22 protein-coding genes are annotated in these 25,270 nt (G+C 58.3%); 11 read left to right on the forward strand and 11 right to left on the reverse strand.

The window, feature by feature from the left end:
* Window positions 1-76 precede the first annotated feature (76 nt).
* Genes iolD through ACR0AD_RS08365 form a run of 5 tightly spaced genes read left to right on the forward strand, consistent with a single transcriptional unit; the run spans window position 77 to window position 5,644 of the window.
* Window positions 77-1,909, forward strand: coding sequence for a 3D-(3,5/4)-trihydroxycyclohexane-1,2-dione acylhydrolase (decyclizing) (iolD, locus tag ACR0AD_RS08345; RefSeq protein WP_480486751.1), 1,833 nt, complete (start codon window positions 77-79; stop codon window positions 1,907-1,909).
* Window positions 1,906-2,805 carry a myo-inosose-2 dehydratase gene (gene iolE, locus ACR0AD_RS08350; protein ID WP_480483297.1) on the forward strand — a complete coding sequence of 300 codons (900 nt, stop codon included), beginning with the start codon at window positions 1,906-1,908 and terminating at the stop codon, window positions 2,803-2,805. Before iolD ends, iolE begins: the two co-directional genes overlap by 4 nt.
* Before the next feature lie 47 nt (window positions 2,806-2,852).
* Window positions 2,853-4,034 carry a phytanoyl-CoA dioxygenase family protein gene (locus ACR0AD_RS08355; protein WP_480486753.1) on the forward strand — a complete coding sequence of 394 codons (1,182 nt, stop codon included), beginning with the start codon at window positions 2,853-2,855 and terminating at the stop codon, window positions 4,032-4,034.
* Window positions 4,035-4,082: 48 nt separating this feature from the next.
* On the forward strand, window positions 4,083-4,889 hold the full coding sequence (gene iolB / locus ACR0AD_RS08360) for a 5-deoxy-glucuronate isomerase (protein ID WP_480486755.1): 807 nt from the start codon (window positions 4,083-4,085) through the stop codon (window positions 4,887-4,889).
* Window positions 4,886-5,644: an SDR family NAD(P)-dependent oxidoreductase gene (locus ACR0AD_RS08365; RefSeq protein ID WP_480486757.1), complete on the forward strand. Its 759-nt coding sequence runs from the start codon at window positions 4,886-4,888 to the stop codon at window positions 5,642-5,644. The genes iolB and ACR0AD_RS08365 overlap by 4 nt, the downstream gene beginning before the upstream one ends.
* 15 nt (window positions 5,645-5,659) lie before the next feature.
* Here the strand turns inward: ACR0AD_RS08365 and ACR0AD_RS08370 are convergent, their stop codons facing one another.
* The 3 genes from ACR0AD_RS08370 to iolC are packed head-to-tail and all read right to left on the reverse strand — an operon-like array spanning window position 5,660 to window position 8,310.
* Window positions 5,660-6,499 carry a class II fructose-bisphosphate aldolase gene (locus tag ACR0AD_RS08370; protein ID WP_480486759.1) on the reverse strand — a complete coding sequence of 280 codons (840 nt, stop codon included), beginning with the start codon at window positions 6,497-6,499 and terminating at the stop codon, window positions 5,660-5,662.
* Entirely contained in the window at window positions 6,496-7,332 is an 837-nt protein-coding gene (locus tag ACR0AD_RS08375) for a 5-deoxy-glucuronate isomerase (RefSeq protein WP_480486760.1), read from the reverse strand. Before ACR0AD_RS08375 ends, ACR0AD_RS08370 begins: the two co-directional genes overlap by 4 nt.
* A 9-nt stretch (window positions 7,333-7,341) precedes the next feature.
* Window positions 7,342-8,310 carry a 5-dehydro-2-deoxygluconokinase gene (gene iolC, locus ACR0AD_RS08380; protein WP_480483371.1) on the reverse strand — a complete coding sequence of 323 codons (969 nt, stop codon included), beginning with the start codon at window positions 8,308-8,310 and terminating at the stop codon, window positions 7,342-7,344.
* Window positions 8,311-8,434: 124 nt separating this feature from the next.
* Between iolC and ACR0AD_RS08385 the strand changes: the two genes are divergently transcribed.
* Together ACR0AD_RS08385 and ACR0AD_RS08390 are read left to right on the forward strand one after the other, a co-directional pair.
* Window positions 8,435-9,538, forward strand: coding sequence for a Gfo/Idh/MocA family protein (locus ACR0AD_RS08385; RefSeq protein WP_480483309.1), 1,104 nt, complete (start codon window positions 8,435-8,437; stop codon window positions 9,536-9,538).
* Window positions 9,539-9,575: 37 nt separating this feature from the next.
* A complete protein-coding gene (locus tag ACR0AD_RS08390) occupies window positions 9,576-10,709 on the forward strand; it encodes a Gfo/Idh/MocA family protein (RefSeq protein ID WP_480486762.1) in 1,134 nt (377 codons plus the stop codon).
* Here the strand turns inward: ACR0AD_RS08390 and ACR0AD_RS08395 are convergent, their stop codons facing one another.
* The 5 genes from ACR0AD_RS08395 to ACR0AD_RS08415 all read right to left on the reverse strand — a co-directional run bounded on the left by ACR0AD_RS08395 (window position 10,710) and on the right by ACR0AD_RS08415 (window position 16,158).
* Window positions 10,710-11,708 (reverse strand): LacI family DNA-binding transcriptional regulator, encoded by a 999-nt coding sequence (locus ACR0AD_RS08395; protein WP_480486764.1) that lies wholly within the window; start codon window positions 11,706-11,708, stop codon window positions 10,710-10,712.
* A gap of 225 nt (window positions 11,709-11,933) precedes the next feature.
* Entirely contained in the window at window positions 11,934-12,716 is a 783-nt protein-coding gene (locus tag ACR0AD_RS08400) for a dimethylarginine dimethylaminohydrolase family protein (protein ID WP_480486765.1), read from the reverse strand.
* Window positions 12,717-12,719: 3 nt separating this feature from the next.
* On the reverse strand, window positions 12,720-14,324 hold the full coding sequence (locus tag ACR0AD_RS08405) for a 5-guanidino-2-oxopentanoate decarboxylase (protein ID WP_480486766.1): 1,605 nt from the start codon (window positions 14,322-14,324) through the stop codon (window positions 12,720-12,722).
* Complete coding sequence (locus ACR0AD_RS08410) at window positions 14,321-15,505, reverse strand: pyridoxal phosphate-dependent aminotransferase (RefSeq protein ID WP_480486768.1); 1,185 nt, start codon at window positions 15,503-15,505, stop codon at window positions 14,321-14,323. The genes ACR0AD_RS08405 and ACR0AD_RS08410 overlap by 4 nt, the downstream gene beginning before the upstream one ends.
* The gene (locus ACR0AD_RS08415; RefSeq protein ID WP_480486770.1) at window positions 15,502-16,158 is read right to left on the reverse strand and encodes a TetR/AcrR family transcriptional regulator; all 657 of its coding nucleotides are present in this window, start codon (window positions 16,156-16,158) and stop codon (window positions 15,502-15,504) included. The genes ACR0AD_RS08410 and ACR0AD_RS08415 overlap by 4 nt, the downstream gene beginning before the upstream one ends.
* Before the next feature lie 77 nt (window positions 16,159-16,235).
* On the opposite strand from ACR0AD_RS08415, the gene ACR0AD_RS08420 reads away from it, so the two are divergent.
* From ACR0AD_RS08420 to ACR0AD_RS08435, 4 genes are read left to right on the forward strand one after another with little or no spacing between them, the layout of a single operon-like run.
* Window positions 16,236-17,033: an ABC transporter ATP-binding protein gene (locus tag ACR0AD_RS08420; protein WP_480486771.1), complete on the forward strand. Its 798-nt coding sequence runs from the start codon at window positions 16,236-16,238 to the stop codon at window positions 17,031-17,033.
* Window positions 17,034-17,077: 44 nt separating this feature from the next.
* Complete coding sequence (locus ACR0AD_RS08425) at window positions 17,078-17,842, forward strand: transporter substrate-binding domain-containing protein (RefSeq protein WP_480475308.1); 765 nt, start codon at window positions 17,078-17,080, stop codon at window positions 17,840-17,842.
* A gap of 9 nt (window positions 17,843-17,851) precedes the next feature.
* Window positions 17,852-18,604: an ABC transporter permease gene (locus tag ACR0AD_RS08430; protein WP_480475310.1), complete on the forward strand. Its 753-nt coding sequence runs from the start codon at window positions 17,852-17,854 to the stop codon at window positions 18,602-18,604.
* On the forward strand, window positions 18,601-19,398 hold the full coding sequence (locus ACR0AD_RS08435) for an ABC transporter permease (protein WP_480483323.1): 798 nt from the start codon (window positions 18,601-18,603) through the stop codon (window positions 19,396-19,398). The genes ACR0AD_RS08430 and ACR0AD_RS08435 overlap by 4 nt, the downstream gene beginning before the upstream one ends.
* Before the next feature lie 326 nt (window positions 19,399-19,724).
* Here ACR0AD_RS08435 and ACR0AD_RS08440 read toward each other — a convergent pair whose 3' ends face one another.
* From ACR0AD_RS08440 to ACR0AD_RS08450, 3 genes are all read right to left on the reverse strand, one after another.
* A complete protein-coding gene (locus ACR0AD_RS08440; RefSeq protein ID WP_480486773.1) occupies window positions 19,725-21,140 on the reverse strand; it encodes an FAD-binding oxidoreductase in 1,416 nt (471 codons plus the stop codon).
* Window positions 21,141-21,243: 103 nt separating this feature from the next.
* On the reverse strand, window positions 21,244-21,501 hold the full coding sequence (locus ACR0AD_RS08445; protein ID WP_267366859.1) for a DUF4242 domain-containing protein: 258 nt from the start codon (window positions 21,499-21,501) through the stop codon (window positions 21,244-21,246).
* 26 nt (window positions 21,502-21,527) lie between these two features.
* Window positions 21,528-25,124, reverse strand: a complete 3,597-nt coding sequence (locus ACR0AD_RS08450; RefSeq protein WP_480486774.1) for an adenylate/guanylate cyclase domain-containing protein — start codon at window positions 25,122-25,124, stop codon at window positions 21,528-21,530.
* Between the last annotated feature and the right edge of the window lie 146 nt (window positions 25,125-25,270).

Here is a 25,270-nt window from a genome sequence, read left to right on the forward strand (position 1 = left end):
ATACAAAAGCTGGCATCTTCGCAAATGAGAAAACCCGCAGGCCGCCAAAGGCGGAGCTGAGTTGAAAGGGATCATGATGAGCAAGAAAGTCCGACTGACCGCGGCGCAGGCTCTGGTGCGCTATCTGGGCGCGCAGATGAACGAGACCGGAGAGCCCTTTATCGCAGGTGTCTGGGCCATTTTCGGCCATGGCAATGTGGCCGGTCTGGGCGAGGCGTTGCACAGTGTGAAAGACAGCCTGCCCACCTATCGCGGTCATAATGAGCAGACCATGGCGCATTGCGCGATTGCCTATGCCAAGCAGTTGGGGCGCAAGCGGGCGATGGCGGTCACTTCGTCCATCGGGCCGGGGGCCACCAACATGGTTACCGCTGCTGCGCTGGCCCATGTGAACCGCCTGCCGGTTTTGTTGCTGCCCGGTGACGTGTTCGCCACGCGTGGTCCCGACCCGGTTTTGCAGCAACCCGAAGTGTTCTCGGACGGAACTATTAGTGCGAATGACTGTTTCAGACCGGTCAGCCGCTATTTCGACCGCATCACCCGGCCGGAGCATCTGTTGACGGCGCTGCCGCGTGCCTTCCGCACCATGACGGACCCGGCGGATTGCGGTCCCGTGACGCTGGCCTTTTGTCAGGATGTGCAGGCCGAGGCTTATGATTATCCCGAAAGCTTTTTTGAGCCGCGCGTCTGGTATCAGCGCCGCATTCGTCCGGATGAAGGTGAATTGGCACGGGCCGTGGCCGCAATCAAGGCAGCCAGGCGCCCTGTGATCGTGGCCGGGGGCGGTGTGCATTATTCGGATGCGACCGCCGCGTTGCAGCGCTTTGCTGAAGCGCACAATGTGCCGGTGGCCGAGACGCAGGCCGGTAAATCCGCGCTGGCCTGGGATCACCCGCTGAACCTTGGTCCGATTGGCGTCACCGGCGGTGAGCCTGCCAACGATATCTGCGCCGAGGCGGATCTGGTGCTGGGCGTCGGCACCCGGTTTCAGGATTTCACCACCGGGTCTTGGGGATTGTTCGCAAACCCCGAGCGGGAGTTGATCAGCCTGAACACCGCCGCCTATGACGCGGCAAAGCACGGCGCGATGCCGCTGCAGGCTGACGCCCACGTTGGACTGGGTGAACTGAGCCACGCGTTGGGCGGTTACCGCGCGCCTGATATGCCTGCAACGCTGAAACCCGAGTGGTTTGCCAAGGTCGACGCATTGACCGACGCGCCGGTGGACAGCAATGCGCTGCCCACGGACATGCAGGTGATTGGTGCCGTGCAGCGGGCGGCCAATGAAAACACCGTTGCCATGTGTGCCGCAGGCACGATGCCGGGTGAGCTGCACAAGCTGTGGAAGGCACCGCGCCCCGGTGCCTATCACATGGAATATGGCTTCAGCTGCATGGGGTATGAGATCGCCGGTGCCATGGGCATCAAGTTGGCCCAGCCCGACCGCGACGTGATCTGCTTTACCGGCGACGGTACTTACATGATGGCGAACTCGGAAATGGCGACGGCGGCGATGATGGGGATTTCGTTCACCGTTGTGGTCACCGACAATCGCGGCTTTGGCTGCATCAACCGTTTGCAGATGGGAACCGGCGGGGCCGAGTTTAACAACCTGCTGGATCACGCGGTCGGCGGCGAAAATTCGGTGATCGACTTTGCCAAACATGCCGAAGCCATGGGGGCGACCGCGCTCAAGGTCAGCTCGATCACCGAGCTTGAGGAGGCACTGGCCAAGCGAAGTGACATCAAAGGCCCCTATGTGGTGGTGATCGACACCGATCCCTACCCATCGACCGAATATGGCGGAACGTGGTGGGAAGTGGCGGTGCCCGAGGTCAGCATCCGTCCGGAAGTAAACGAAAAACGTGCGGCCTATGAGGTCGCCATCAAGGAAAGAAACACGAAATGAGCGTGAAGATCGGTATCTCTCCGATTGCCTGGCAGAATGACGATCTGCCGGACCTGACCGCAGCTTACACGATGGAGCAGGCGCTGAAAGAAGCGCGCGAGATCGGCTATACCGGTGTTGAACGGGGCCAGCGGATGCCCGGCGACACCGAAGGGTTGCGCGCCTATCTGGAGGCCAATGACATCGCGTTGTGTGGCGGCTGGTGCTCGGGCAGTACTCTGGTCAATGACCTGGACGCCGAAATCGCTGTCGTGCGTGAACAGGTCGAACAGTTTGTTGCGCTGAACAGCCCCTGCATCGTTTACGCCGAGTGTTCCAATACCGTCCAGGGGCAGATCGGAACGCCGGTCAATGACCGCCCGAAGCTGTCCAAAGACGAGGTTCTGGCCTATGCGGCCAAGCTGACCGAGCTTGCCAAATGGATGGCAGATCAGGGTATGCCGATGGCCTATCACCATCACATGGGCACGATCATCGAAAGCGAAGATGAGGTGAACTGGCTGATGCAGGGTTCAGGCCCCGAACTTAAGCTGTGTTTCGATACGGGCCATCTGCTATTTGGCGGTGGCGATGTGATGGCCACGCTGAACCGTTGGGGCGACCGGGTGCACCATGTCCACTTCAAGGACATCCGCCCGGACATCGTGCAGGACACGCGCGAGAACAATCGCAGCTTTCTGGATGCGGTGATCGCCGGCGCGTTCACCGTGCCGGGTGATGGGTGCATCGACTTTCAGGCCGTAGCCAACGCGTTGAAAGCAATGGATTACACCGGCTGGATCGTGGTCGAGGCCGAGCAGGACCCCGCCAAGGCGCCGCCCTATGAGTACTCCAAGCTGGGCTATGACCATATCGTCGAGGTTTGCGGCAAGGCAGGGTTGGAGATCACCGTTTAATCACCGCCCCTCGGGGCAACACCGAAGCCATGAAAGAGGAGTTTGTCATGGTACATCAAGACCTTGGATATGTCGGCTATTTTGACCGGGAATCCTGCGATCTGGATGAGTTCAAGGTGTTGACCTCGCAAAACCTGACAGCCGGTGCGGTGCCTCATGCCGCATCGGTGCAAAAGAACGTTCCGATCTATGATATGCATGCGCTGCGCCCGGTGTTGGAGAAGGCTGATCAAAGAAAAGCGCTGCTGGCGGAATGGGCGTATGTGCTGGACAAGTCGGCGGGTGTGATCGTTCTAAAAGGCGCATTTGCGGATACGTCCGTGATCGACCGTGCGACCGCTGTGTTCCATCAGATCATCGAGGAAGAACGTCAGGGCGGGGCCGGGGAAGGCGACCACTTTGCAGCCTCGGGCGCGAATGACCGGATATGGAACGCGTTACAGAAACAGTGCTTGCGCGATCCCGAGGGCTTTGCGCTCTATTTCGGGAATGTGGCCATTGCAGCGGCTTGCGAGGCGTGGCTGGGGCCGAACTATCAAGTGACCACGCAGATCAATCAGGTGCGCCCCGGCGGCAAGGCACAGCAGGCGCATCGGGATTACCATCTGGGCTTCCAGACCGCCGACAGCGCCGCCCGGTATCCGGCCCATGCCCATCTGGTGACGGCTTCGCTGACCTTGCAGGGGGCGGTTGCGCATTGCGATATGCCCGTGGAAAGCGGTCCAACCAAATTGTTGCCCTTTTCGCAGCTTTATGCGCCGGGATATCTGGCCTTTCACGATGCGGCACACCGGGCGTTTTTCGAAGAGAACTACATTCAGTTGCCTCTTGAAAAGGGGGATGCCGTTTTCTTCAATCCGGCGCTGTTTCACGCTGCCGGGGAAAACAGCAGTGCGGATATTCAGCGGATGGCGAACCTGTTGCAGGTCTCGTCTGCCTTCGGTCGTGCGATGGAGATGGTTGACCGGCAGTCCATGTCGCAGGCGGTGTTTCCGTCGCTGGCCGCCCTGAAACAACGGGGGGCGCTGAGTGCGCCAGAGCTGATTGCGGCGATTGCCGCAACGGCTGAGGGCTATCCGTTCCCGACCAATCTGGACACCGACCCGCCGATTGGTGGCAATGCGCCCGAAAGCCAGGCTGACATATTGCACCGGGCCGTATCGGAAGGGTGGGCCGAGGCCCGACTGTCCGAGGCGCTTTCGGCCCTGCAAACACGGCAAGCGGCCTGAGGGCGATACAGGCGGGCCGTTTAGGCCCGCCCAATAAGGAGAACAAGAATGGCAGACCTGCTGAAGAAGCCTATTGGAACCCGTGGCAAGGTACATGACATCACTCCGGACAGTGCCGGATGGCGATATGTGGGTTTTGGGCTGTATCATCTGCAAGCAGGCGACAGGGCGGCCGAGGCGACAGGAGACCGCGAAGTCATTCTGGTGATGGTCGAAGGCATGGCGCGGATCACCGGGGCCGGGCAGGACTGGGGCGTATTGGGCGGTCGGATGAACGTGTTCGAAAAGACACCGCCGCATAGCCTGTATCTGCCCAACGGAACCGAGTGGGAGGCTGTGGCGGAAACCGATTGTGTTGTGGCGGTCTGCTCGGCCCCGGGCAAGGGCGGCCACAAAGCGCGCCGGATCGGGCCAGATGGCATCACGCTGACCGAACGCGGCAAGGGTGTGAATACGCGATATATCAACAATATCGCGATGGAGAACGAGGATTATGCCGACAGCCTGCTGGTGACCGAAGTCTTTACGCCCAATGGGCATTGGTCCTCTTACCCCAGTCATCGACATGATGAGGATGATTTCCCCCGCATCACCTATTTGGAAGAGACCTATTACCACCGCCTAAACCCGGCCAACGGGTTCGGAATTCAGCGAGTCTATACCGATGATAGCCAGTTGGATGAGACGATGGCCGTCTCCGATGGCGATGTTGTGATCGTTCCGCGTGGCCATCACCCTTGCGGCGCGCCCTATGGGTTTGAGATGTATTACCTGAACGTCATGGCGGGCCCCCTGCGCAAATGGCGGTTTGCCCTGGCCCCCGAGGTCGAATGGATCATGGAGCGTGACGGATGAGCCAAGACTTTGCCAATTACCCTAGCCTTGCGGGCAAAACGGTTATCATCACGGGCGGGGCCGGGGGAATTGGTGCGGAAACCGTTCGCGCCTTTGCGGCACAAGGGGCGAAGGTCGGGTTTCTGGATATCAATGCGGATGCCGGCCTTACTCTGCTGGCGGAACTGGAAGGTGAACACGCCTTTGCGCAATGCGACCTGCGCGATATCGAAGCGATGCGGGCTGCGCTGGAGCAATTGGTCGAAGAGATGGGCGCGGCGGATGTGCTGGTCAACAACGCTGCCCAGGATGACCGTCATGATTGGCGCGAGGTGACGCCGGACTATTGGGATGAGCGGATGGCGACCAATATCCGCCATATGTTCTTTGCCATTCAGGCAGTGGCCCCGGGTATGATCGCCAAGGGCGCAGGTTCGATCGTCAATATCGGATCGAATTCGTGGTGGGAGGCCGGGGCAGGTTTTCCGGCCTATGCTACAGCCAAATCCGCTGTGCATGGCCTGACCCGCACCATGGCGCGCGAATTGGGCGATCACCGCATTCGCGTGAACACGGTTGTGCCGGGCTGGATCATGACCGACCGCCAAAAAGACCTTTGGGTGACGCCCGAGGCGCTGGCCAAACAGGTCGACCGCCAATGCCTGCCCGATCCGATTGAACCTGTATATGTCGCGCGCATGGTGCTGTTTCTGGCCTCGGACGACTCCGCCATGTGCAGCGCGGGCAACTTCATGGTCGAGGGCGGCTCGATCTGAAGGAGAAAGCGCGCGTTAGCGTTGCGGGGGTGCACCAAAGGCACGGATGACCATGCGCGCGGCGGCTTCGACCGGATCATGGGTTTCTTTCAGGATGGTCACGCGGTCAAACCGTTCGGGATCGCGATTGACAGCGTCTCGCAGGGCACTGCCGAAGGCCATGCGCAGCTCGGTCCCGATGTTGAATTTGCAGATTGAGGTTTCGCGGGACAGCTTCATGCGCTGATCTACCGGCACGCCCGACCCGCCATGAATGACCAGAGGCACTGTGGTCAAGGCGTCGATCTCGGCGATGCGGGCTTCGTCCAGACCGCCTTCCTTGTTTTGTTGCAGGTGGACGTTGCCGACCGATATCGCCATCGCATCCACACCGCTTTCACGTGCGAACTGGGCCGCTTCTGTCGGGTCGGTGCCGTTCGATCCTTCACCGCCCGAGTACCCGACAAAACCAATCTCGCCTTCGCAGGAAATCCCTGCCGCATGGGCCATCTCGGCAATTGCGGCAGTTTCATCGATGTTTTGCTGCAAGGGCTTGCGCGATCCGTCGAACATCAGGGACGTAAAACCGCTGTCGAGCGCGATCTTGCAGTCTTCGAACGTATAGCCGTGGTCCAGATGCGCCACGACGGGTACCGAGGCGTTTTCGGCCAGATACCGGAACATCTTGCCCAGGACCGGCAGCGGAGTGTGGTCGCGGCAGCTGGGTCCGGCTTGCAGGATCACGGGCGCATTCTCGGCCTCGGCCGCGGCCACATAGGCGCGCATATCTTCCCAGCCGAGTGTGACCAGCCCGCCCACGGCATAGCCCTTTTCATAAGCGGGTTGCAGGACGTCTTTCAGCGTGACGAGGGTCATTTGAATTTCGCAATCATGTCTTTGATGCCGGGAATGGTCTCGATCTGATAGGCATGTGTGGGCTGGAAATACTGCACCAGAGAACGCTGGGTCAGGCCGCCGAGGATGGTGAAATAATACATCTCGTACCCCGGCAAAACGCAGCAGGGGTGATAGCCCTTGTCGATGCAAACGGTCGATCCATCCACGATGTGATAGGCGTCGCCCGGCTGGTTATCTTCGCGCTGCAACATCTGAAGGCCCGAGCCCCAGTTGGGCTTGAACCGGAAATTATAGGTCTCATCGTGGCGGGTCTCGTCCGGCAGGCGGTTGGTGTCATGCTTGTGGCTGGGAAAGCCCGACCAGCCGCCCTGACCGACGGTGAACAGCTCGCTCACCAATAGGCGGCCGACCTTGTCGTGCTGCTTTTGGCCAAGGATGTGTTTGATTTTGCGGTGGGTTTTGGTGTCGTCGCTGCCATATTGCACAAGGTCGTGTTCGCGCACATCGAACGGGTCCAGCACCTTGTCGTATTTCGCACCGGCAATGAACACCTCGGTCGCGTCAGAAACGCAGACCATCTGCACTTTTGCGCCGACGGGCACGTAGGCACCCTCGGGCTCGCCATCCCAGACATCTTCGCCCCGGTTGCCCAGACTGGGGAAGGAAACGCCTTCGACATCCACATCAACGCTGCCGGTTGCAGGGACGATGCAGGTCTCGTAGCCCGGCACCTGGTATTCGAACGCCTCGCCTTTTTTCAGTTTGACGATGTTGAAATAGTTCAGCGGAACGGACGGATCACCGGCGTCAACGATGGGCTTGTTCTGATTGTCATAGGGCGCGATATGCATGGGATACTCCTATGTGGTCGGGCCGGGGTGAGAGGCGAGGAACGCGTTCAGTTCGGGGGTCGTCGGCATGGCGGGGGCGCAGCCGGGTTTGGAAACGACAATGGATGCGCAGGCGGAACCGCGCATCACCGAGTCTTTCAGCGAGTGCCCCGCCGCGATCGAAGCCAGAAGCCCTGCCATGAAACTGTCACCAGCCCCGACTGGCTTGATGGCGTCCACTGGGTAGATCCCGGTTCTGATTTCCTGCCCATCCGCCAGCGTCACGGCGCCTTTTTCGCCCATCTTGTAAATGACAACCCGGCCCGGTTTCCTGGCGAGGTCCTGTGCCTTGGCAAAGCCCTTTTCCATGCCGCCGGCCATGAAGCCGAACTCTTCATCATTGCCGACAATCAGGTCACAGGCTTCGCCCGCACGGGACAGAACGTCAGCGGCAATTTCTGGCGATGGCCAGCTGTAGGGGCGGTAATCAACATCGAAAATGATCGGAAGGCCAGCTTTGCGCGCGTTTTCAAACCCTTGGAACGTGGCGCTGCGCGAGGGTTCCGACGCAAAGACGGTACCAGCCGAGATCAGGGCCGAGAAGGATGAATAATCAACCTTGTCGACATCCGCGTCAGTAACCTGAAAATCGACCGCACCGTTGCGGTAGATGACATTCTGAAAGTTATCGGTCCGGCTTTCATACAGGGCCAGAGAGGTGCGATACTCACCCCCCAACACGCGGATATAAGAGGTATCCACCCCGTAATGTTGCAACCGGTTGAGGCAGAACCGACCAATTGCATCGTCCGAGACGGAGGTGATCAAGGATGCCTGACTGCCCAGCTTGACCAGACCGGCGCAGATATTCGCGGACGAGCCGCCAAGATCGGCATGGAACGTATCGGCCTCTTCGCTTTTGACACCGATCGGGTCTGCGTAAAGGTCCATACCCGCACGCCCCAGAACGGCAAAGCTGTTTCCTTTGATACCCTCCATCAAAGCGCTCACGTCATGTCCTCCGGCAAAGTGGGGTGGGCAAAGTTTGGACCTTGCGTTGAATCGATTCACACGATACTGATTTTGCAACCGGTTGCAAACACAATGTGCGAGGCCATGGCAGATGCCTGAAATCGGAGTGGGAATCGTGGGGGGCGGTTATATGGGCAAGGCCCATTCCGTTGCCATGTCGGCCGTCGGTGCGGTGTTCAACACGGCGTTGCGCCCCCGGCTTGAGGTCATCTGCGCGTCGAGCCCGGACAGTGCCGAACGCTACCGGGCGGCCTATGGATTTCAGCGGGCAACCGATGACTGGCGCATGTTGGTTGAAGACCCCAGGGTCGAGGCAATCGTGATCGCCTCGCCTCAGTCAACACATCGTCAGATTGCCGAAGCGGCTTTTGCCTTGGGTAAACCGGTCTTGTGCGAGAAACCATTGGGTGCATCGCTTGAAGACAGTCGGGCGATGGTTGCCGCGGCAGAGGCTTCGGGGGCGGTGAACATGGTGGGGTTCAACTATATCCGCACACCCGCCAGCCAATATGCCCGCCAGTTGATTGCCGATGGCGCGATTGGTGACATCACGTGGTTCCGGGGCGAGCATACCGAGGATTTCTATGCAGATCCGCAGGCCCCGGCCACCTGGCGCACAACCGGTAGGGCCAATGGCACAATCGGCGATCTTGCCCCGCATATGGTCAACGGCGCATTGGCCCTAATCGGGCCCATTGCGCAGGTGATGGCCGATGTTGAGACCGTTCACAAAACCCGCCCCGGTGGTGAGGTAACAAATGACGACCATGCCCAGATGATGTGTCGGTTTGAAAACGGGGTTATGGGAAACCTGTATTTCAGCCGCGTCGCGACGGGTCGGAAAATGGGATATGCCTATGAAATATCAGGCACAAAAGGTGCCATCCGGTTCGATCAGGAGGACCAGAACGCGCTGTGGCTGTACAAGCGCGAAGGGCCCGAAGCCGCGCGCGGGTTCACCAAGATCCTGACCGGCCCAGCACACCCGGATTATGAGCCCTTCTGTCAGGGTCCGGGTCATGGAACCGGCTATCAGGATCAGATCATCATCGAGGCTAAGGATTTTCTACAGGCCATCCACACCGGCGAGGCGATCTGGCCCACGTTCCGCGACGGGCATGAGGTCAACCGAGTGCTGGCCGCTGCGCTGGCCTCGTCCGATCAGCGGCAGTGGCAGGACATCAGCGATTTCTGATCGCTCTACGAGACAATTCCAATGAGAGACAATGACCATGGCTAAGTTGAGATGGGGCATGATCGGGGGTGGTGAAGGCAGCCAGATTGGCCCCGCGCACCGCTTGGGGGCACAGGCTGACGGGCTGTTTGAGTTTGCCGCTGGCGCGCTGGATCACCGGCCCGACGTGGGCCGCGAATACGCGCAGCGATTGGGTGTTGCTGCCGATCGCGCCTATGGCGACTGGCAAGAGATGCTGGCGGGCGAAAAAGACCGCGACGATCGGATTGATCTGGTAACCATCGCGACGCCCAATTCGACCCATTTTGAGATTACCAAGGCGTATCTTGAGGCAGGCTTTAACGTTTTGTGCGAAAAGCCGATGACCATGACGGTTGAAGAGGGCGAAGAGATTGTGCGCGTGGCCGAAGCCTCGGGCAGGATCTGCGCGGTGAACTACTGTTACTCTGCCTATCCGATGGTGCGTCAGGCTCGCGCGATGGTGCGCGTAGGCGAAATCGGCAAGGTGCGTCTGGTGGTGACCAATTTCAGCCACGGCCATCATGGCGACGCCACAGATGCGGATAACCCGCGCGTACGCTGGCGCTATGACCCTGCGATGGCCGGGGTGTCGGGGCAGTTTGCCGATTGCGGTATCCACGCGTTGCATATGGCCAGTTTCATCTGTAACGATCAGGTGAAATCCCTGTCTGCCGACATGGCCTCGACCATCGCCAGCCGTGAGTTGGAAGATGATGCAATGATCAATTTCCGGATGGAGGGCGGCACGGTTGGACGCCTGTGGACATCTTCGGTGGCGATCGGGCGGCAGCATGGCTTTGACATTCAGGTCTTTGGCGAAACCGGTGGGCTGCGCTGGGCATCCGAACAGCCCAACCAGTTGATCTATACTCCGGTCGGCGGGCGTACGCAGATCATCGAAAAGGGCGAGGGCGGTTTGCACGACGAGGTGCAACGCCTGTCGCGTGTCGCCATAGCGCACCCCGAGGGGTTCCCGCTGGCGGTCGCCAACATCTATTGTGATCTGGCGGACGCGATCCGCGGTGAAAGACGCGGCGGTCTGCCCGGTGCGGCAGATGGGCTGCGGTCCATTGCGGCCGTCCACGCGGCTGTTGCATCGGGCAAGGCCGATGGCGTGTGGAAGGACGCGCGCCCGCCGATGTTTCGCTGATCAGGGGCGGGGCCGCAATGTGCCCCGTTCGATCACGCGGCAGGGGAAAATGCGGGCCTCGGGATAGCGCTGAGGCTCTTTCAGCATCTCGACAACCAGATCGACGGATGAGGTGATGATCTGCTTGATCGGCTGGTGGATCGTTGTCAGGTTAACGCTTTCCCAGCGCGACATTTCCATGTCGTTCAGTCCGATAATTCCAATGTCCTGACCGGGTTTCAGCCCATGATCAGCCAGTGCGGACAATGCGCCTACAGACAGGATGTCATCGCCGCAGAAATACGCCTCGGACGGGGAGTTGGCCAACAGGCGCAACATTTCGGCGCGGCCGGCTTCGAAGGAATAAGCCCCTGCGAAACAATGGCTTACTTCGATATCGGGATGATCTGCCAACTCCTCCATGAACCCGCGATACCGGTCGAGCGCCGAGGTTGCATCTTCAGGCCCGCCCAAATAGCCGACACGCTTATATCCGCGCGCCAAAAGCTCGCGCGCGGCCATGCGCCCGCATTCGACATTGTCGATTCCCACGACATGCACTTCGGGTGAGGTGGCCGAGCGGCCAAATGTATGCACCACCGGTACGCCCGCATCGTGAAACGCCTTGGCAAAGCTGGGTGGCAGCGTCGATGAGGCAACGATGGCCGCGTCAACCGAATACTGGCGCAGCATGCGGACCGAGTTTGCGGGCTCGGTCTCGTCCGTCAGGTTCACGATCAAAGGGCGTAGCCCGCGTTCCTGCAAGGCGCGGGTGAACTGATCGAACACCTCAAGAAAAATCGGGTTGTGAAAGTTGTTCGAAATCAACCCGATCAACTTGGTGCGCCCGGTGGTCAGGGACGAGGCGAGGGCGTTGGGACTGTAGCCAAGCTCTCGCGCGGCCTTTTCAACTTTGCTGCGTGTTTTCGCAGAGACCGAGGCGCCTTCGGTAAAGGTGCGCGACACCGCGGATCGCGATACACCAGCCAAGGCTGCGACGTCTTTCAGGGTCACGCTCACGCAGTGCGGCTCCGGTCGTTGATGGTCAGAGATATCAAGGTGTTTTGCATCAGAGATTCATTATGCACCATCGCAAAAGTCTTGCAACCGGTTGCAGGTCGCACTAGGCGGACGAGATCATCGCCGGCCACCTATGTTTATGAGCGAATGGCGGGAAAGGAAAGACCGGTACAGGCGACGGGTTTCGCAAGAAACACCAAGGATCGAACGCTACCGGTTACGCCCTTAGAACCTTAACGAAAGGCAGGACATTCCTCCGTCCAGCTTTGCGCAGTCGGTGTTGTCGATTTCTACGACCTCATACCCTTCGCGATCCAACATCTCAGCGGTGCGTGGGAAGCCAGCGGCCATCAGCACCAGATTGTTGAAGCGGATCGCATTGGCGGCAGCTTCCTCTCCGTCCGCAACATGCAGCACCCGGTAGCCCTCAAAACAGCCCGATGCATCCAGCCGTCGGGTCGACAGTATTGTCTCGGCGTCCATCAGCGAACAATCTGTCTTGAAGTGTAGGACGCCCTCGGGCGTGAAAACTTCGCGCAGTTTGTGCCCCCACTCCGAGGTGATTTTCGCCAGCTCGGCGACACCTTCAGCGTCAGTCCGGTCTGACCGGCCCACCAGAATTTCTCGACCGGTAACAAGGATATCTCCACCCTCGACATGGCCGGGTCCCTGAGTTTCCAGAACCGTGTCGTAGCAGTCGCGAAGGGTCGGCGCCATTTCAGCCACTTCACCCATCCGCGAAGGTGCGCCGGGCCGCATCAATATCGCACCTTGCGGCAGGCAAAGGGCTGTATCCTCGACAAATTGCGCGTCGGGAAACGCGTTCAGGGGATCCAGTTCGATCACCTCTGCTCCGGTGCTTTTCAGTGCTGCCACATATGCCTTATGCGCCGCTGTCATCCCGTCGAAATCCGGGTTTCCGATATCTTCTGCACGCAACCCGCCTGCAATAGTCGGAGCCGGACGGCGGGTAATGGCGCGGGAAAACTCAAAGGTTGGGTCTGACATGTTTCAATCTTTCTGAGCTGCGAATTTCGGAGCGGTGACTTCGATCATTACCGGCCCGTTCTGGGCGGCAGTTTGGCGCAATGCCTGCGCGACAGCCTGCGGTTCAGCTGGAACCGAAGCGAATGGAATACCGTATGACTTGGCCGTCGCTGAAAAATCGGGGGGCGAGGGATCACATCCTATGACTGTCACGCCCGCATCCTGCATTGACGTGGCAATTTCCTGGTATCCGTGATTGTTCCAGATCACGAAGGTGACCGGCAGGTCTTCGTCGACCGCGGCCATAATTTCAGGCAGAGAAAACTGCGCGCCCCCATCGCCCGCGATGCATATTACACGTGCCGTGGGATCGGCGACCGAAGCGCCGATGGCTGCGGGGATTCCATAGCCCAGCGCGCCGTACCCGGTTGCCGCGTTAAACCAGCCTCCGGCCCGGTCGTGATCGTAGAAAAGATTGCCGGCATAGATTGGTTGCGTGGAGTCTCCGACCATCAGGGTGTTCGGGACCGCAGAACGCATTGCGTTGAGGATTTCCACCTGTTTGCGATAGTCTGGACCAATTTCCGCCCAGGCGGCGTCACGTGTTTTGCCTGCACGTTCCGCGCCATCGCTTTGCTTTGGCTTGTGCGGCAAGGCGTCAACCAGCGCTGATACAGCCAAGTTGACGTCACCTTGAATGATGAGCGCTGCCTCATGTCGCGCCAGTTGCCCGCCACATTGATCAACCCGTATCAACCCTGACATTTTGGCAATTTGGCCGGTGGCATACATATCATAGTCGGTTGGGCCCAGCTCGGTTCCCAGTGCAAGGACGCAATCGGCGCTTTCTATCAAGCCGCGTACGGCGTTCAGGCTGGGGCTTGCCGGAACAGTCAGCGGATGCCTGTGCATCAGGCCGCGCGCGTTGACCGTTTGCACCACGGGCGCATCGAGAGCTTCGGCCAGGGCCTGCAATCCAGCCTCGGAACGTTTTGCGCCGCCGCCCGCCAGAATGACAACGTTCTTCGCTTTGGCCAGTTGCTGTGCGGCTTGTGTAATCAAAGCCGGGTCAATCGGAGAGGCTGAGACAAGCGGTTCGACCTGTGTTTCCTGATAATCAGCCGCTGCGATATCCAACGGAACTTCGATATGCACCGGTCCGGGTCGACCGTTGGTGAGGGTGTGGAACACGCGGTCCAAGGCCGGGTCCAGAGCGTTGGTGGCGGAAACTTGTTCGGACAGCAACGCAACGGTCCTGGCCAGTCCCAACTGGTCTGGCAATTCATGCAGATGCCCTAAACCCCTGCCAAGAGATGCGGTTTTGTTGACACCGGACACCACCAGCATCGGTATTGAATCCGCGCGGGCCTGCGCCATCGGCGTCAATGTATTGGTCAATCCAGGCCCGGTGATCACAAAGGCCACACCCGGTTTGCCTGACACGCGCGCATAGCCGTCGGCCATAAACCCTGCACCCTGTTCGTGTCTGGGTGTAACGTGACGAATGCCCGAGCCTGCAAGCCCGCGGTAAAGCTCGACCGTATGAACGCCCGGAATTCCGAACACGCAGGTCACACCCTTTTGGCGAAGCCTTGCAACCAATGCTTCGCCCACGGTCATTTCACTCATGCAACCTCGCGTGATTTTCTGTTGGCGTGATCGATGAGGCGAGAGACCGCAGTGGCAAAGTTGGTGTCACTGATCGTCAGGGCGACCCGCACCCAGTCTTTCAAGCTGTCCCCAAAGGCGGAACCCGGCATGACAGCCACCCCGGTCTGCAACAGGTCCCAGGCATAGGCTTCGCCGTCCAACCCGGTGGCGGAGACGTTGATCATGGCGAACATTCCCGCCTGAGGCCGGTGAACGGTCAGATCCGTTTCTGCTTCGAGGCGATCAGCCAAAAGCGTAGCGCGCGCTGAAAAACGGGCGGCCATGCCGGAGGCAACCTCGGACCCGTCTCGGATCGCTTTTTCGGTCATATCGGCGATGAAGGGCTGATTGCCGAAAAGCATGGTCTCGGAATAGGGCAGCAGCGCTTCGCAAAACGCGGCTGGCCCGACACACCAGCCACTGCGGAACCCCGGCGCGGCATGTGATTTCGAGATGGATGATACGCCTATGACACGATCGGCCAGTTCCGGGTCTGCCAGTGGCGACACAAATCTGGCCCCGTCAAAGATCAGTTCTTCATAGACCTCGTCCGAGATAATCCACAAATCATGCGCAATCGCGAGCTGTCCGATCTCGGTTAACTCCTCGGCGGTCAGGATCGCGCCCGTTGGGTTGTGTGGCGTTGTCAGAAGAACGGCGCGGCTGCGCGGTGTTACGCGTGCGGCGATATCTTTGGCCTGCATGCGAAACCCGTGTTCCGGGCGCAGAGGTACGGGCACCATTTCCGCCCCGGAAGCACGCACGACCCCTTCGTAGGTTGCATACATCGGATCACCGACCAGAACTTCGTCACCGGCCTCGGCAACGCCGGCCATGGCAGCGAACAGTGCGGTCTGCGTTCCGGGAAAGCACAGAAAATTCTCGGGCCCGAAAACACGTCCGCGGGAAGCCGAGTAACGGGCGGAAAGCGCGTCAAGCAAGCCAGCTTCGCCACGGCCATTGGAGTAGCCCGTTCGCTGGGCCCGCAGTGAGGTTACGGTGGCTTCGACCAGCGCGTCCGACACCGGCACGTCCGGTTCACCTATCGTCATTTCGACGATGTCCGCTCCGGCCTTGATAAGGTCGCGCGCTTTCAGATGTACGCCCCATTTGGCGCCACCCAAGCCCGCTAACCGTTCTGTCACAGATGTGGTCTTCATGGTTGTTCCACCTCTTTGATCAATGGGATACCGACGATAGCGCTGACTGAATCCAATCCGATCTGCGCCAATTGACCTTCGGAAAACGCATCTGGAAGCGCACCGCCTTCCAGCCAAAGACCGTCGATAACCGCGTTACAGGCAATGGCCAGTTGCGCCGCTTTCGACGTGGTGACTGGACGTCCGGTTTCTTGCAATGCGGCGACGATCAGCTTTTCAAGCTGATCCCGGAAATAGTTATAGGTTTGCTGGTGGATGCGTTGCATTTTCGGATCACGCTGCACCTTGTTCAGGAAGCCGGCCCACAAGGCCACAGCGCTTGGATCAACGATTGGCGGTCGCAGCGACGCATCAACGAAGTTGGTCAACTGAGATACTGCGCTGCCTTTCCCTGACGACGCAGCTGTCTGATCGGTCAGCGTATTCATGTGATGTTCGTACGCAGCCTGAACCAGTTCCTCCTTGGATGAGAAATAGTGCCGGATCAGCCCTTGGGTCACGTTCGCGCGGGCCGAGATCTGACGCACAGTGGCCCCCCGAACACCCATCTCGGCGATCAGGTCCAAAGTCGCCAGGATCAGCGCCTCGCGCCGAAACTCGGCAGATTCACGTGTAAATTTACGGCTGTCGTCCTGCACGTCCGGGTCATCCATGGTACGGAATTATTATACACTTGCATAATTGCGAGATTCGAGGCTTACTGCAAGCTGAAATCAGAAGATTCTTGGATATGGATACAGCCAAAGCAGCATCACCCGCACGCGAAACAACCACGTCTGACGAGGCGATAAGGGTTGAGGACCTGCACAAGTCTTTCGGCACGCTGGAGGTTTTGAAAGGTGTCTCGTTGACAGCGAACAAGGGCGATGTCGTTGCCATCATTGGGGGTTCGGGCTCGGGCAAATCCACCATGCTGCGCTGTATCAACTTTCTGGAAACACCAAGCTCGGGAAAGATCACCATCGGCGGTGAGCTGGTTGAAATGCATGCCGACGGCAGCCCCTCGAACCGCCGCCAGATTGAACGTATCCGTACGCGGCTTGCGATGGTTTTCCAGCAGTTCAACCTGTGGACACATCGCACACTTTTGGAAAACGTGATCGAGGTACCGGTACATGTCCTTAAGGTACCAAGGGCCGAAGCTGTCGCGCGGGCGCATGACCTGCTGAAAAGGGTGGGGCTTGGTGACAAGGCCGACACCTATCCGGCCTATCTTTCAGGCGGTCAGCAACAGCGCGCCGCCATCGCACGCGCGCTTGCGGTGGATCCTTCGGTGATGCTTTTCGATGAGCCAACTTCAGCGCTTGACCCAGAGCTTGTCGGCGAGGTTCTGACCGTGATCCGGGATCTTGCAGCGGAAGGGCGCACCATGCTGCTTGTGACCCATGAAATGAAATTTGCGCGCGAAGTCGCGAACCATGTCGTCTATCTTTTCGAGGGCCGCATTGAAGAGCAGGGTCCACCTGCCGAGGTCTTCGGAAATCCAAAATCAGAACGATTGAAGCAGTTCCTCAGCTCGGTCGCCTGATCCACTACAAAAAACAACAAAATAAACCTAAAGGGAGTAACAAAATGAACGTCAAGAAACTGCTCGCGTCCGGTCTTGCCGCCGCTGTCCTTTCGGCTGGTGTTGCCAGTGCAGAAGAGGTCAAGATCGGCATCGCGGCCGAGCCTTATCCGCCCTTCGCGTCGCTGGACAGTTCAGGCAACTGGGTTGGTTGGGAGATCGACGTCATCAATGCAGTTTGCGCCGCTGCGGAACTTGACTGTGTTATCACGCCGGTGGCCTGGGACGGTATCATCCCTTCGCTGACGGGGCAGCAGATCGACGCCATCATGGCCTCGATGTCGATCACCGAGGAACGGTTGAAAACCATTGATTTCAGCGATCCTTATTACAACACACCTGCGGTTATCGTTGCCGATAAATCGATGGATATCGAAGCAACCCCGGAATCGCTGGCGGGTAAAGTCATTGGCATTCAGGCTTCGACGATCCACCAAGCCTATGCGCAGGAATACTTCAAGGATTCCGAACTGCGCGTCTATCAAACTCAGGATGAGGCCAATCAGGACCTGTTTGCCGGTCGGATCGACGCCACACAAGCTGACAGCATTGCGATGGCCGATTTTGTGAATTCGGATGCCGGTGCTTGCTGCGAAATCAAAGGTGCCGTGAAGGACGATCCCGCCATTTTGGGGCGTGGTGTCGGTGCGGGCGTTCGTAAAGGGCAGGATGACCTGCTTGCGGCGTTGAACAAGGGCATCGCGGCAATTCTTGCCGATGGCACGCATGAGAAGATCACGTCGAACTATTTCTCGACCAGCATCTACTAAGCCGTTGCCGTGACCGGATTTCTGGAATCACTTGGTTTGGCGCAGAGCGCAGAGCTTCTGTCGCTCTCGCCGCCGGGGTGGGGGGCCAATCTGCTACGCGGATTGTCTCACTCCTTGCAGATCGCTTTTGGCGCATATGCGCTGGGCCTCGTGATCGGATTGTTCGGAGCGTATGGCAAACTTTACGGCGGGAAGGTCACGCGCGACCTTCTTGCCATTTATACGACCGTGATCCGCGCCGTGCCGGAACTGGTCCTGATCCTGATCCTGTATTACGTGGGATCCGACATTATCAACAAGATATCTGCTGCCATGGGTGGTGGCCGCGTCGAGATCAACGGCGTTGCCGCAGGCATTTGGGTGCTGGGCGTCGTTCAGGGCGCGTATGCGACCGAGATTCTGCGCGGTGCCATTCAGGCGGTTCCGCCCGGTCAGATCGAAGCGGCGAAATCCTACGGGATGCCGGCCTTCATGACCATGCGGCGCGTCACAATCCCCGCCATGATGAGCTTTGCGGTACCGGGTCTGGCCAACTTGTGGCTGATTGCAACCAAAGACACTGCATTGCTGGCCGTTGTCGGCTTTAACGAGCTGACGCTGGAAACGCGCCAGGCGGCCAGCAGCACGCGGGCCTACTTCACCTTTTTCCTGGCGGCGGGCTTCCTTTATCTGATGGTTACGCTGTTTTCGGGTGGAATCTTTGCGCGGATTGAGAAATGGGCCCGTCGCGGCCAACCCGCTCTGAACGGAGGCAGCAGATGATCGACCTCAGATCTCTGATGCAACCTCATCGTATCGTGATGATGCTGATCTTTGCCGGGATCGCGGTTTGGTGCGCGATGACATTGCGGTGGGATTGGATACCCAATTATGCGCCTCTTGCATTGAAGGGTATCTGGACCACGCTTTGGTTGCTGGTTGTCACGATCGTTCTTGGATTTTTACTGGCTGTACCCCTTGGATTAGCGCAGGCCGTTGGGCCATGGTATCTTGCGGCACCCTCAAAGGCGTTCTGTACCATCATTCGCGGCACACCGCTGCTTTTGCAGCTTTGGTTGCTGTATTATGGCCTCGGCTCTCTGTTTCCGCAGTTTCCATGGATACGATCGTCTGAACTTTGGCCGTACCTGCGTCAGGCTTGGCCCTATGCGGTGCTGGCGTTGACACTTTCTTATGCGGGTTATGAAGGCGAGGTCATGCGCGGAGCCTTCAAGGGCGTTGCCAAAGGACAGCTGGAGGCGGCCAAGGCTTTTGGTATGCCAAGGCTGACGATGTTTCGCCGCATCTGGTTACCGCAGGCAATCCGCAATGTTCTGCCGACTTTGGGCGGTGAAACTATCCTGCAATTAAAGGCAACACCGCTGGTCGCCACAATAACCGTGGTTGATATCTATGCCGTGTCGTCCCGTGTGCGTGCCGATACGTTTATCGTCTACGAACCGCTTATCCTGTTGGCTGTATTCTACATTCTCGTAGCGGGCGTAATTGCTTTGGTGTTCCACTGGCTCGAGGTGAAGGTTCTGGGAACCGGACGCCGCAATGGGCTTGTCGGATAGTTTCGGCCAGTAGTCGAAAGAAACTTGCCCCGCGAATTCCGAGGCGGTTATTCGATGAATTGTTCTTAGAGACCCAGATTGCAGGCTTAAGCGTAAAACAGGTGTTTGAAGCGGGATCAGGGACGTCGGTTCGGTCGCGCCCCGCAAGTTCAACGCTCTAAGGATACAGCATCTAGGGTAGCTGCACGACAAGAGGGCATGAGTGCCAGCGCGGCCATAGGTGAGAGGAACCGCTTGGCGCGATAGCCGAACAGCGAGAAAATTGAGTGGTGCTAAGACAGCGGTCCCAACATCAATGCAGTTCGGGAATTGCCACTCTGGTTGTCTTACGTTGGTAGAATATTGTGGTTCATCCTGAACAAGTTGGTGGGATCGTACTTTCCTTTGATCTTGGACAGCTTTTCGCCGTTCACTCCATAAGCGCCTTTCATGTGATCGGATTGGTCTTCAGGCATGAAGTTCACATAGGCACTGCCTGTTGAGTACGGTTTCATCTGTTCGTACAGCTGGCGTGCCCAACCGATGCAGGTGTCATCCTTGTCAGGGTCTTCCCATCGCGTGTGGACATTCATGATGAAATGCGCAGATCTTTGTGGGTAGGCGGTAGAAGCGGGCTCAATGCGGGCCATCGCGCCACCGACATGAGCAATGAATACCTCGCAGGCGGGATCAGGAAGAGTGGAAATCGCGTCCAGCAGGTCCGTGATGGCGGCCGGGGGCAGCGTGTTGAAGTCATGACTTTTCCAATAGTTGCGGACGCCCGGCGACAACAGAGGATCAAAAGCCGCCTGCCAGTCCACGAATCTGTGCGGTGAAATGACATCCACAATCGGCTCACCCAGCGCGCGCAAGGCCGACATCGCTTTTTCACTTTCATCCATCGGGCCGCTATAGCACGCTGCGAAAATCAGCACTTCGCGCCCGTGCCACTCTTCCGGCAGGAACGGGAGCGGCGGCGCCTTTCGCATCACGCTCCAGACGGTGAGCTCATCGGGGGACGTGTCCGCAATGGCCACAAATTCGGAAAGCAGTTCTGGTGCCTTTTCGATCGGGTGCACGATCAGGCCGGACAGGATATCGGGCCCAAGATCATGCAACTGGAATTCGAATGAGGTGACGACACCAAAGTTTCCGCCACCACCACGAATGGCCCAGAAAAGTTCCGGGTGGCTCGTGGATGATGCGGTGACAATCGCGCCATCCGCTGTGACAACTTCTGCCGACAGAAGGTTGTCGATTGTCATGCCGAATTTCCGGGTCGTCCAGCCGAAACCGCCGCCCAGGGTCAGCCCGGCGATGCCGGTGGTCGAATTTATGCCTGTGGGGACGACAAGACCATGGGCCTGTGTTTCGCGATCAACGTCTCCAAGCAACGCACCGGGTGCAACGCGGACAGTTTTGCGGGCAGGGTCCACGTGAACCGAACGCATCTGGGACAGGTCCAGCATGACGGCCTTGTCCGCGACGGCGTGCCCTGCAATCTGGTGCCCACCTGATCGAACGGTCATCATGAGGCCTGCTTGTCGGACGAAGTTAATTGCCTTCTGGACGTCGCTCGCCCCCATCGCACGGATCACGAAGGCGGGGAAACGCTCGAACATGCTGTTCCAGGTAATCCTGGCTTCTTCGTATTCCGGGGTTCCCGGCAGGTAGACCCCGCCGCGCAGTGAGGCATCAAGCGCGTCCAAATCGCCTTGATCCACAGTTGCGATATGTCCGTCGAGTGCTTTCAGGTCAAACATGCTTAGGCCTCCCTTGTTTCAGGAAAGGTTTCGCGCACGGCTGCCTCGTGAGTTTGTTATTGCCCTGAGAAGGGGATACTTGGTTGTGGGAGAAAGCTGGTCGTCAGGCAAATAGTCCCGGATCGATCCGATCTACCGGCGTGATGACATCGGCAGGAATGTTCAGACGCTCGGCTGCTTTTCGCAGGCTTTCTTCATCCGGGGCTTCGTAAAGGCAGTATGTTTTGCGCTTATCTGCGCTGAGGAAGGAAAAGATCCATTCAATGCCGACTTCGTCGTTGATTTCTTTGATGTGAATTTTGTCGTTGTCGCTGATATTCAGCTGCTCGGCAAAATTCCGTTCAATGATGTATCGTGGCATTATGCCCCCCAAGCATTTTCCGGGCCTTAACTGGCTACCCCTTCGAGCTTTGACTTAAGGGAAACCATACTCAATTTCTGTGATATTGCCAACGCTTCCCCTTCCAGTTGAAACGCCAGTTCCAAATCGCTGGGGCGGCCCTGTTGTCTGAGTGCGGATGCATACGCTGCCTTGCAATGCGCAATCCATGGCGGGCAATTCATCCTCGTGTCAATCTCGATGGCTTTCCGGAACATCTTCCCGGCAATTTCCCAGTCTTTCAGCACCGTTGCCAGGTTCCCCAAGCGTCGGGCTGCGGCACCTGTGCAGACTGTGGTTGCCCCTGCGGTGATCGTCAGGTCCTCGTAGGGTTGCAGCATACCGTAAAGCGTCTGGGCATGATCCGGATGCCCGACTGCCACACAGATGTCGGCAAGATAGGACAGTGTTGTTGAATACATGGCATCTGGCGGCAGGTCGAAGCCGTTTTCCGCCATTTCATTCAGTATTTTTTCGGCGGGTTCCGTGTACCCCAGTTCGGCTGCGATAAGGCCAAAACCCGGCTTCCACGATATGTCTTCGGGGCTGTCGGTCATCAGTTTCTTGATCACAGGCGCGACCTCGTGCAGGCGGTTCTGCTCGCGGCGGATGGTGAACATCTGAACGCCGAAAACGCCCTCGACATGTTCGCCGTGCGTTTTTCGGCCGATCTTGACCGCTTCGGTGGCGTGCTTTTCAGCCTGAACAAAGTCGCCGTCCATGATTGCAACCATGGCGCGTGCGTGTTTCTGAACCCAATAGAGTTGCAGATGATTGTCCTTTTCGGAAATCGCAGTCAGCAATTCGAGTGAGTTGTCCATCAGGTCGCGGTCGGCCATTTCAGCACCGACAAACAGGCTGAGCGTCCGGTCGCGGCCCTGATCAATGGTGCCAAGCTTTTCTGCGACCCGATGCATGGCATCCAGGTTTTCACGCCAATGGCGCGCCTCTCGCCCGTTGCGCGCGATGAATGGCGCCCCAAAATGCATCATCATTACCGAAAACTGGGATTTATGATCCCCAAGTTTCGCCGCCAGTTCCATGGATTGCTGACCAAAGCGCGTACCCTCGGAAAACTGGCCGACAAACATATACGCCCTTGCAAGTTGGCTCATCAACCGGCACCGCCTGACTTCGTCACCGTCAGACAGGTCTTTCAGCGCCTTGTCACAAAGGTCAATGGCCTCGTGATGTCGCGTGCTTGTCATCATGCACGAGTCAGCAAAATGATTGGCTGCATCGGCTGCCAGCTCCACGTCATGGAGTTTCCGGGCAGCTTTAGATGCACTTTTCAGAACTTCCATCGCCTCAGGCAACCGGCCCTGGCTGTCATGGCTGCGTCCGACAAGAATTTTGCCCCTGACCATCTCCGCACTGATTTCAGAGCCAAGTTTTTCCGCAGCCCTGAGTGTTTCCAGTGCATTGGCCATCGCTTCCTGGCTGGCTGACCGGGCCAACGCCATTTCCGCCGCAGCTTCCCATTTGTCGAATGCGGCGCGCCATTCTTCTGCTTCTGACAGATGGCGGGCCACCAGCTCGGGTCGGCGTTCGATTTCAGCTGATCGCATCGCGATCAGTGCTCGGGCAACATCTGAATGTTGCTGCCTGCGGGTAGAACTTAACATGGATTGATACGCCGTATCGCGGATAAGGGCATGGCGAAACACGAAATGCCCGCGGTTGTTTCCGCTTTCAAAGATCAATCCCGTTCGCGACAATTCTTCGAGGCGAAGATTGATATCCGCGCGTTCCAGCCCCATCGCGGCCTTTGCCAAGTCTGGTTCAAATTCCCGCCCAATGACGGACCCCGTCAACGCAACCTGTTTGGCCTCGGGCGAAACTGCATCAAGCCGCGCCATCAAGGCGCCCTTCAGCGACGATGGTATGTGGACTTGTCCCTGCTCATCAGCATTTACGATTGCTTGGGTCAATTCTTCGACAAACAGGGGCACGCCGTCCGTTTTTTCGATGATCGTCGCGATCAAGGCATCGTCAGGGTCCTTGCCGGTGATATTGCGGACCAGATCCGAGACATCAGCAGAACCGAACCGGCGCAACAGGAGTGTTTGAACATGCGTGTCCCCGTCATCGCGGGCCAGGTCCCACCCAGGTCTGTGGGTCATCAAGATCATCAGGGGAAGATCGGTGCAAATCGCCTTGAACCGCTCCAGCAGGGCTTGCGTCGAGGGATCGATCCAATGTGCATCCTCAACACACAGAATAACCGGGCGCACGCCGGCCCGGACCTGCACCGTATGGATAAGGGTTTGGATCGTTATGTCGCGTTGCTCCTGCGGCGACATCTCGAGAACTTCACGAGCCAGCGCGCTGCGCGGCGCAACCAGCGCTGCAAAGACAGGCAGAACCTGTTCCCAGTCCAGACCTTCCCGGCCTTCCAGCAGCTTCCTGACATGTTCCAGAATTTGATTGTCGTCAAAATCCGGTTCAACGCCCGCATCCTGTGAAATTCGCTGGGTGACCGGATGAAAGGGGCTGCTGGTCAGATAGGGCGAGCAGTTCAGCCTTATCACATCGGCTTGTCCGGTTGCTGTAACGTCCGCAAGAAACCCCTCAGTCAGGCGCGACTTTCCAATCCCCGCCTCCCCCGACAGCAGAACGACCTCACCATGACCGTTTTGGGCACGTTGCCACGATTGCAACAGGATACCCTTTTCGTAGTCCCGGCCAATCATGGTGCTGCCAGCGTCATCCTTGTATGACGCGCGAAACCGGCTTTCCGCGCTGCGTTCCGATACGACCTTCAACAAGGTCCGAGGGTCTTTGAAACCCTTCAACTGAGTTGATCCAAGGGTCTCGAACTCGAATATCCGGTGCAAGGCGGCTTCGGTCTCTTCTGCAGACAAAACCACCGAGTTTGGCAGGGCGCGTTCCTGTATCCGCGCCGCCAGATTGACCGCCGGCCCGGTCATGGCACCTTCTTCGTACGAGTTTTCGCCGATCGTGTCACCGACCACGACATCGCCGCTGGCAATACCCAGTCTGGCTGACAAACGCTCACCGTCAGGGGCGTTGAGCTCTTCAACCCGACGGACGCACTCAAGCCCCGCCTTTATCGCGCGAATGGCGTGATCTTCGTAGGCTGTTGGCCAGCCGAAAAACACAAGAAGACCGTCGCCAAGATATTTCGCGACATAGCCACCATACCTGCTCACTGCCCCCGCGACGGTATCCTGATAGTTCTGTAGCAGATCCCGCATGTCTTCGGGATCAAATCGGTTGGTCAACTCCGTCGAGCCGACCAGATCAGCGAACAAGACTGTCAGATGACGCCGCTCAGCCGCAGGTGCGATGGGCTTTTTTGCTGGTGCAGCTTCGCCATGCACATCATCAAGGGCGGATGGCTGAGTTTTCTTGCTGGTTGGCTCCCCTGCGGCTGGCGCTGATGAAGACAGGCGCCCAGAGCCAACCAAATCCTGAACCGCCGCAAGGATGATCTTTCGGTGACCAAGGCTTACCCCAAGCTCTTTCAGGTCGTCGCCTGTCAGCAATGGCAAAACCCGCGCATCAATGTCGTTTTCCGCAAAGGCACTTGCGTACTGACCCAATCCGAGGTCGTTTAGCCACGTGTCCATTTCAACCGACATATCCGGATCATGCTGAGATACGTGTCACTAATCAAGAAAACGCTATTTACTCAGCGGGGCGATCAATGCGCAGCGGACGCAGTTTCACGCGCAGCACAGCAAAATGTGCCAGTCACGTAAGACCTTGATACATTGTGGGGAAAGGA

It is taken from the genome of Ruegeria sp. BH8 (genome assembly GCF_056538065.1).

Bases quoted from the DNA above. Each gene is read 5' to 3' on its own strand.
- iolD (WP_480486751.1), top strand. From the start codon at position 77: ATGAGCAAGAAAGTCCGACTGACCGCGGCGCAGGCTCTGGTGCGCTAT.
- iolE (WP_480483297.1), top strand. From the start codon at position 1,906: ATGAGCGTGAAGATCGGTATCTCTCCGATTGCCTGGCAGAATGACGAT.
- ACR0AD_RS08355 (WP_480486753.1), top strand. From the start codon at position 2,853: ATGGTACATCAAGACCTTGGATATGTCGGCTATTTTGACCGGGAATCC.
- iolB (WP_480486755.1), top strand. From the start codon at position 4,083: ATGGCAGACCTGCTGAAGAAGCCTATTGGAACCCGTGGCAAGGTACAT.
- ACR0AD_RS08365 (WP_480486757.1), top strand. From the start codon at position 4,886: ATGAGCCAAGACTTTGCCAATTACCCTAGCCTTGCGGGCAAAACGGTT.
- ACR0AD_RS08370 (WP_480486759.1), bottom strand. From the start codon at position 6,499: ATGACCCTCGTCACGCTGAAAGACGTCCTGCAACCCGCTTATGAAAAG.
- ACR0AD_RS08375 (WP_480486760.1), bottom strand. From the start codon at position 7,332: ATGCATATCGCGCCCTATGACAATCAGAACAAGCCCATCGTTGACGCC.
- iolC (WP_480483371.1), bottom strand. From the start codon at position 8,310: ATGGAGGGTATCAAAGGAAACAGCTTTGCCGTTCTGGGGCGTGCGGGT.
- ACR0AD_RS08385 (WP_480483309.1), top strand. From the start codon at position 8,435: ATGCCTGAAATCGGAGTGGGAATCGTGGGGGGCGGTTATATGGGCAAG.
- ACR0AD_RS08390 (WP_480486762.1), top strand. From the start codon at position 9,576: ATGGCTAAGTTGAGATGGGGCATGATCGGGGGTGGTGAAGGCAGCCAG.
- ACR0AD_RS08400 (WP_480486765.1), bottom strand. From the start codon at position 12,716: ATGTCAGACCCAACCTTTGAGTTTTCCCGCGCCATTACCCGCCGTCCG.
- ACR0AD_RS08405 (WP_480486766.1), bottom strand. From the start codon at position 14,324: ATGAGTGAAATGACCGTGGGCGAAGCATTGGTTGCAAGGCTTCGCCAA.
- ACR0AD_RS08410 (WP_480486768.1), bottom strand. From the start codon at position 15,505: ATGAAGACCACATCTGTGACAGAACGGTTAGCGGGCTTGGGTGGCGCC.
- ACR0AD_RS08415 (WP_480486770.1), bottom strand. From the start codon at position 16,158: ATGGATGACCCGGACGTGCAGGACGACAGCCGTAAATTTACACGTGAA.
- ACR0AD_RS08420 (WP_480486771.1), top strand. From the start codon at position 16,236: ATGGATACAGCCAAAGCAGCATCACCCGCACGCGAAACAACCACGTCT.
- ACR0AD_RS08425 (WP_480475308.1), top strand. From the start codon at position 17,078: ATGAACGTCAAGAAACTGCTCGCGTCCGGTCTTGCCGCCGCTGTCCTT.
- ACR0AD_RS08435 (WP_480483323.1), top strand. From the start codon at position 18,601: ATGATCGACCTCAGATCTCTGATGCAACCTCATCGTATCGTGATGATG.
- ACR0AD_RS08440 (WP_480486773.1), bottom strand. From the start codon at position 21,140: ATGTTTGACCTGAAAGCACTCGACGGACATATCGCAACTGTGGATCAA.
- ACR0AD_RS08445 (WP_267366859.1), bottom strand. From the start codon at position 21,501: ATGCCACGATACATCATTGAACGGAATTTTGCCGAGCAGCTGAATATC.
- ACR0AD_RS08450 (WP_480486774.1), bottom strand. From the start codon at position 25,124: ATGTCGGTTGAAATGGACACGTGGCTAAACGACCTCGGATTGGGTCAG.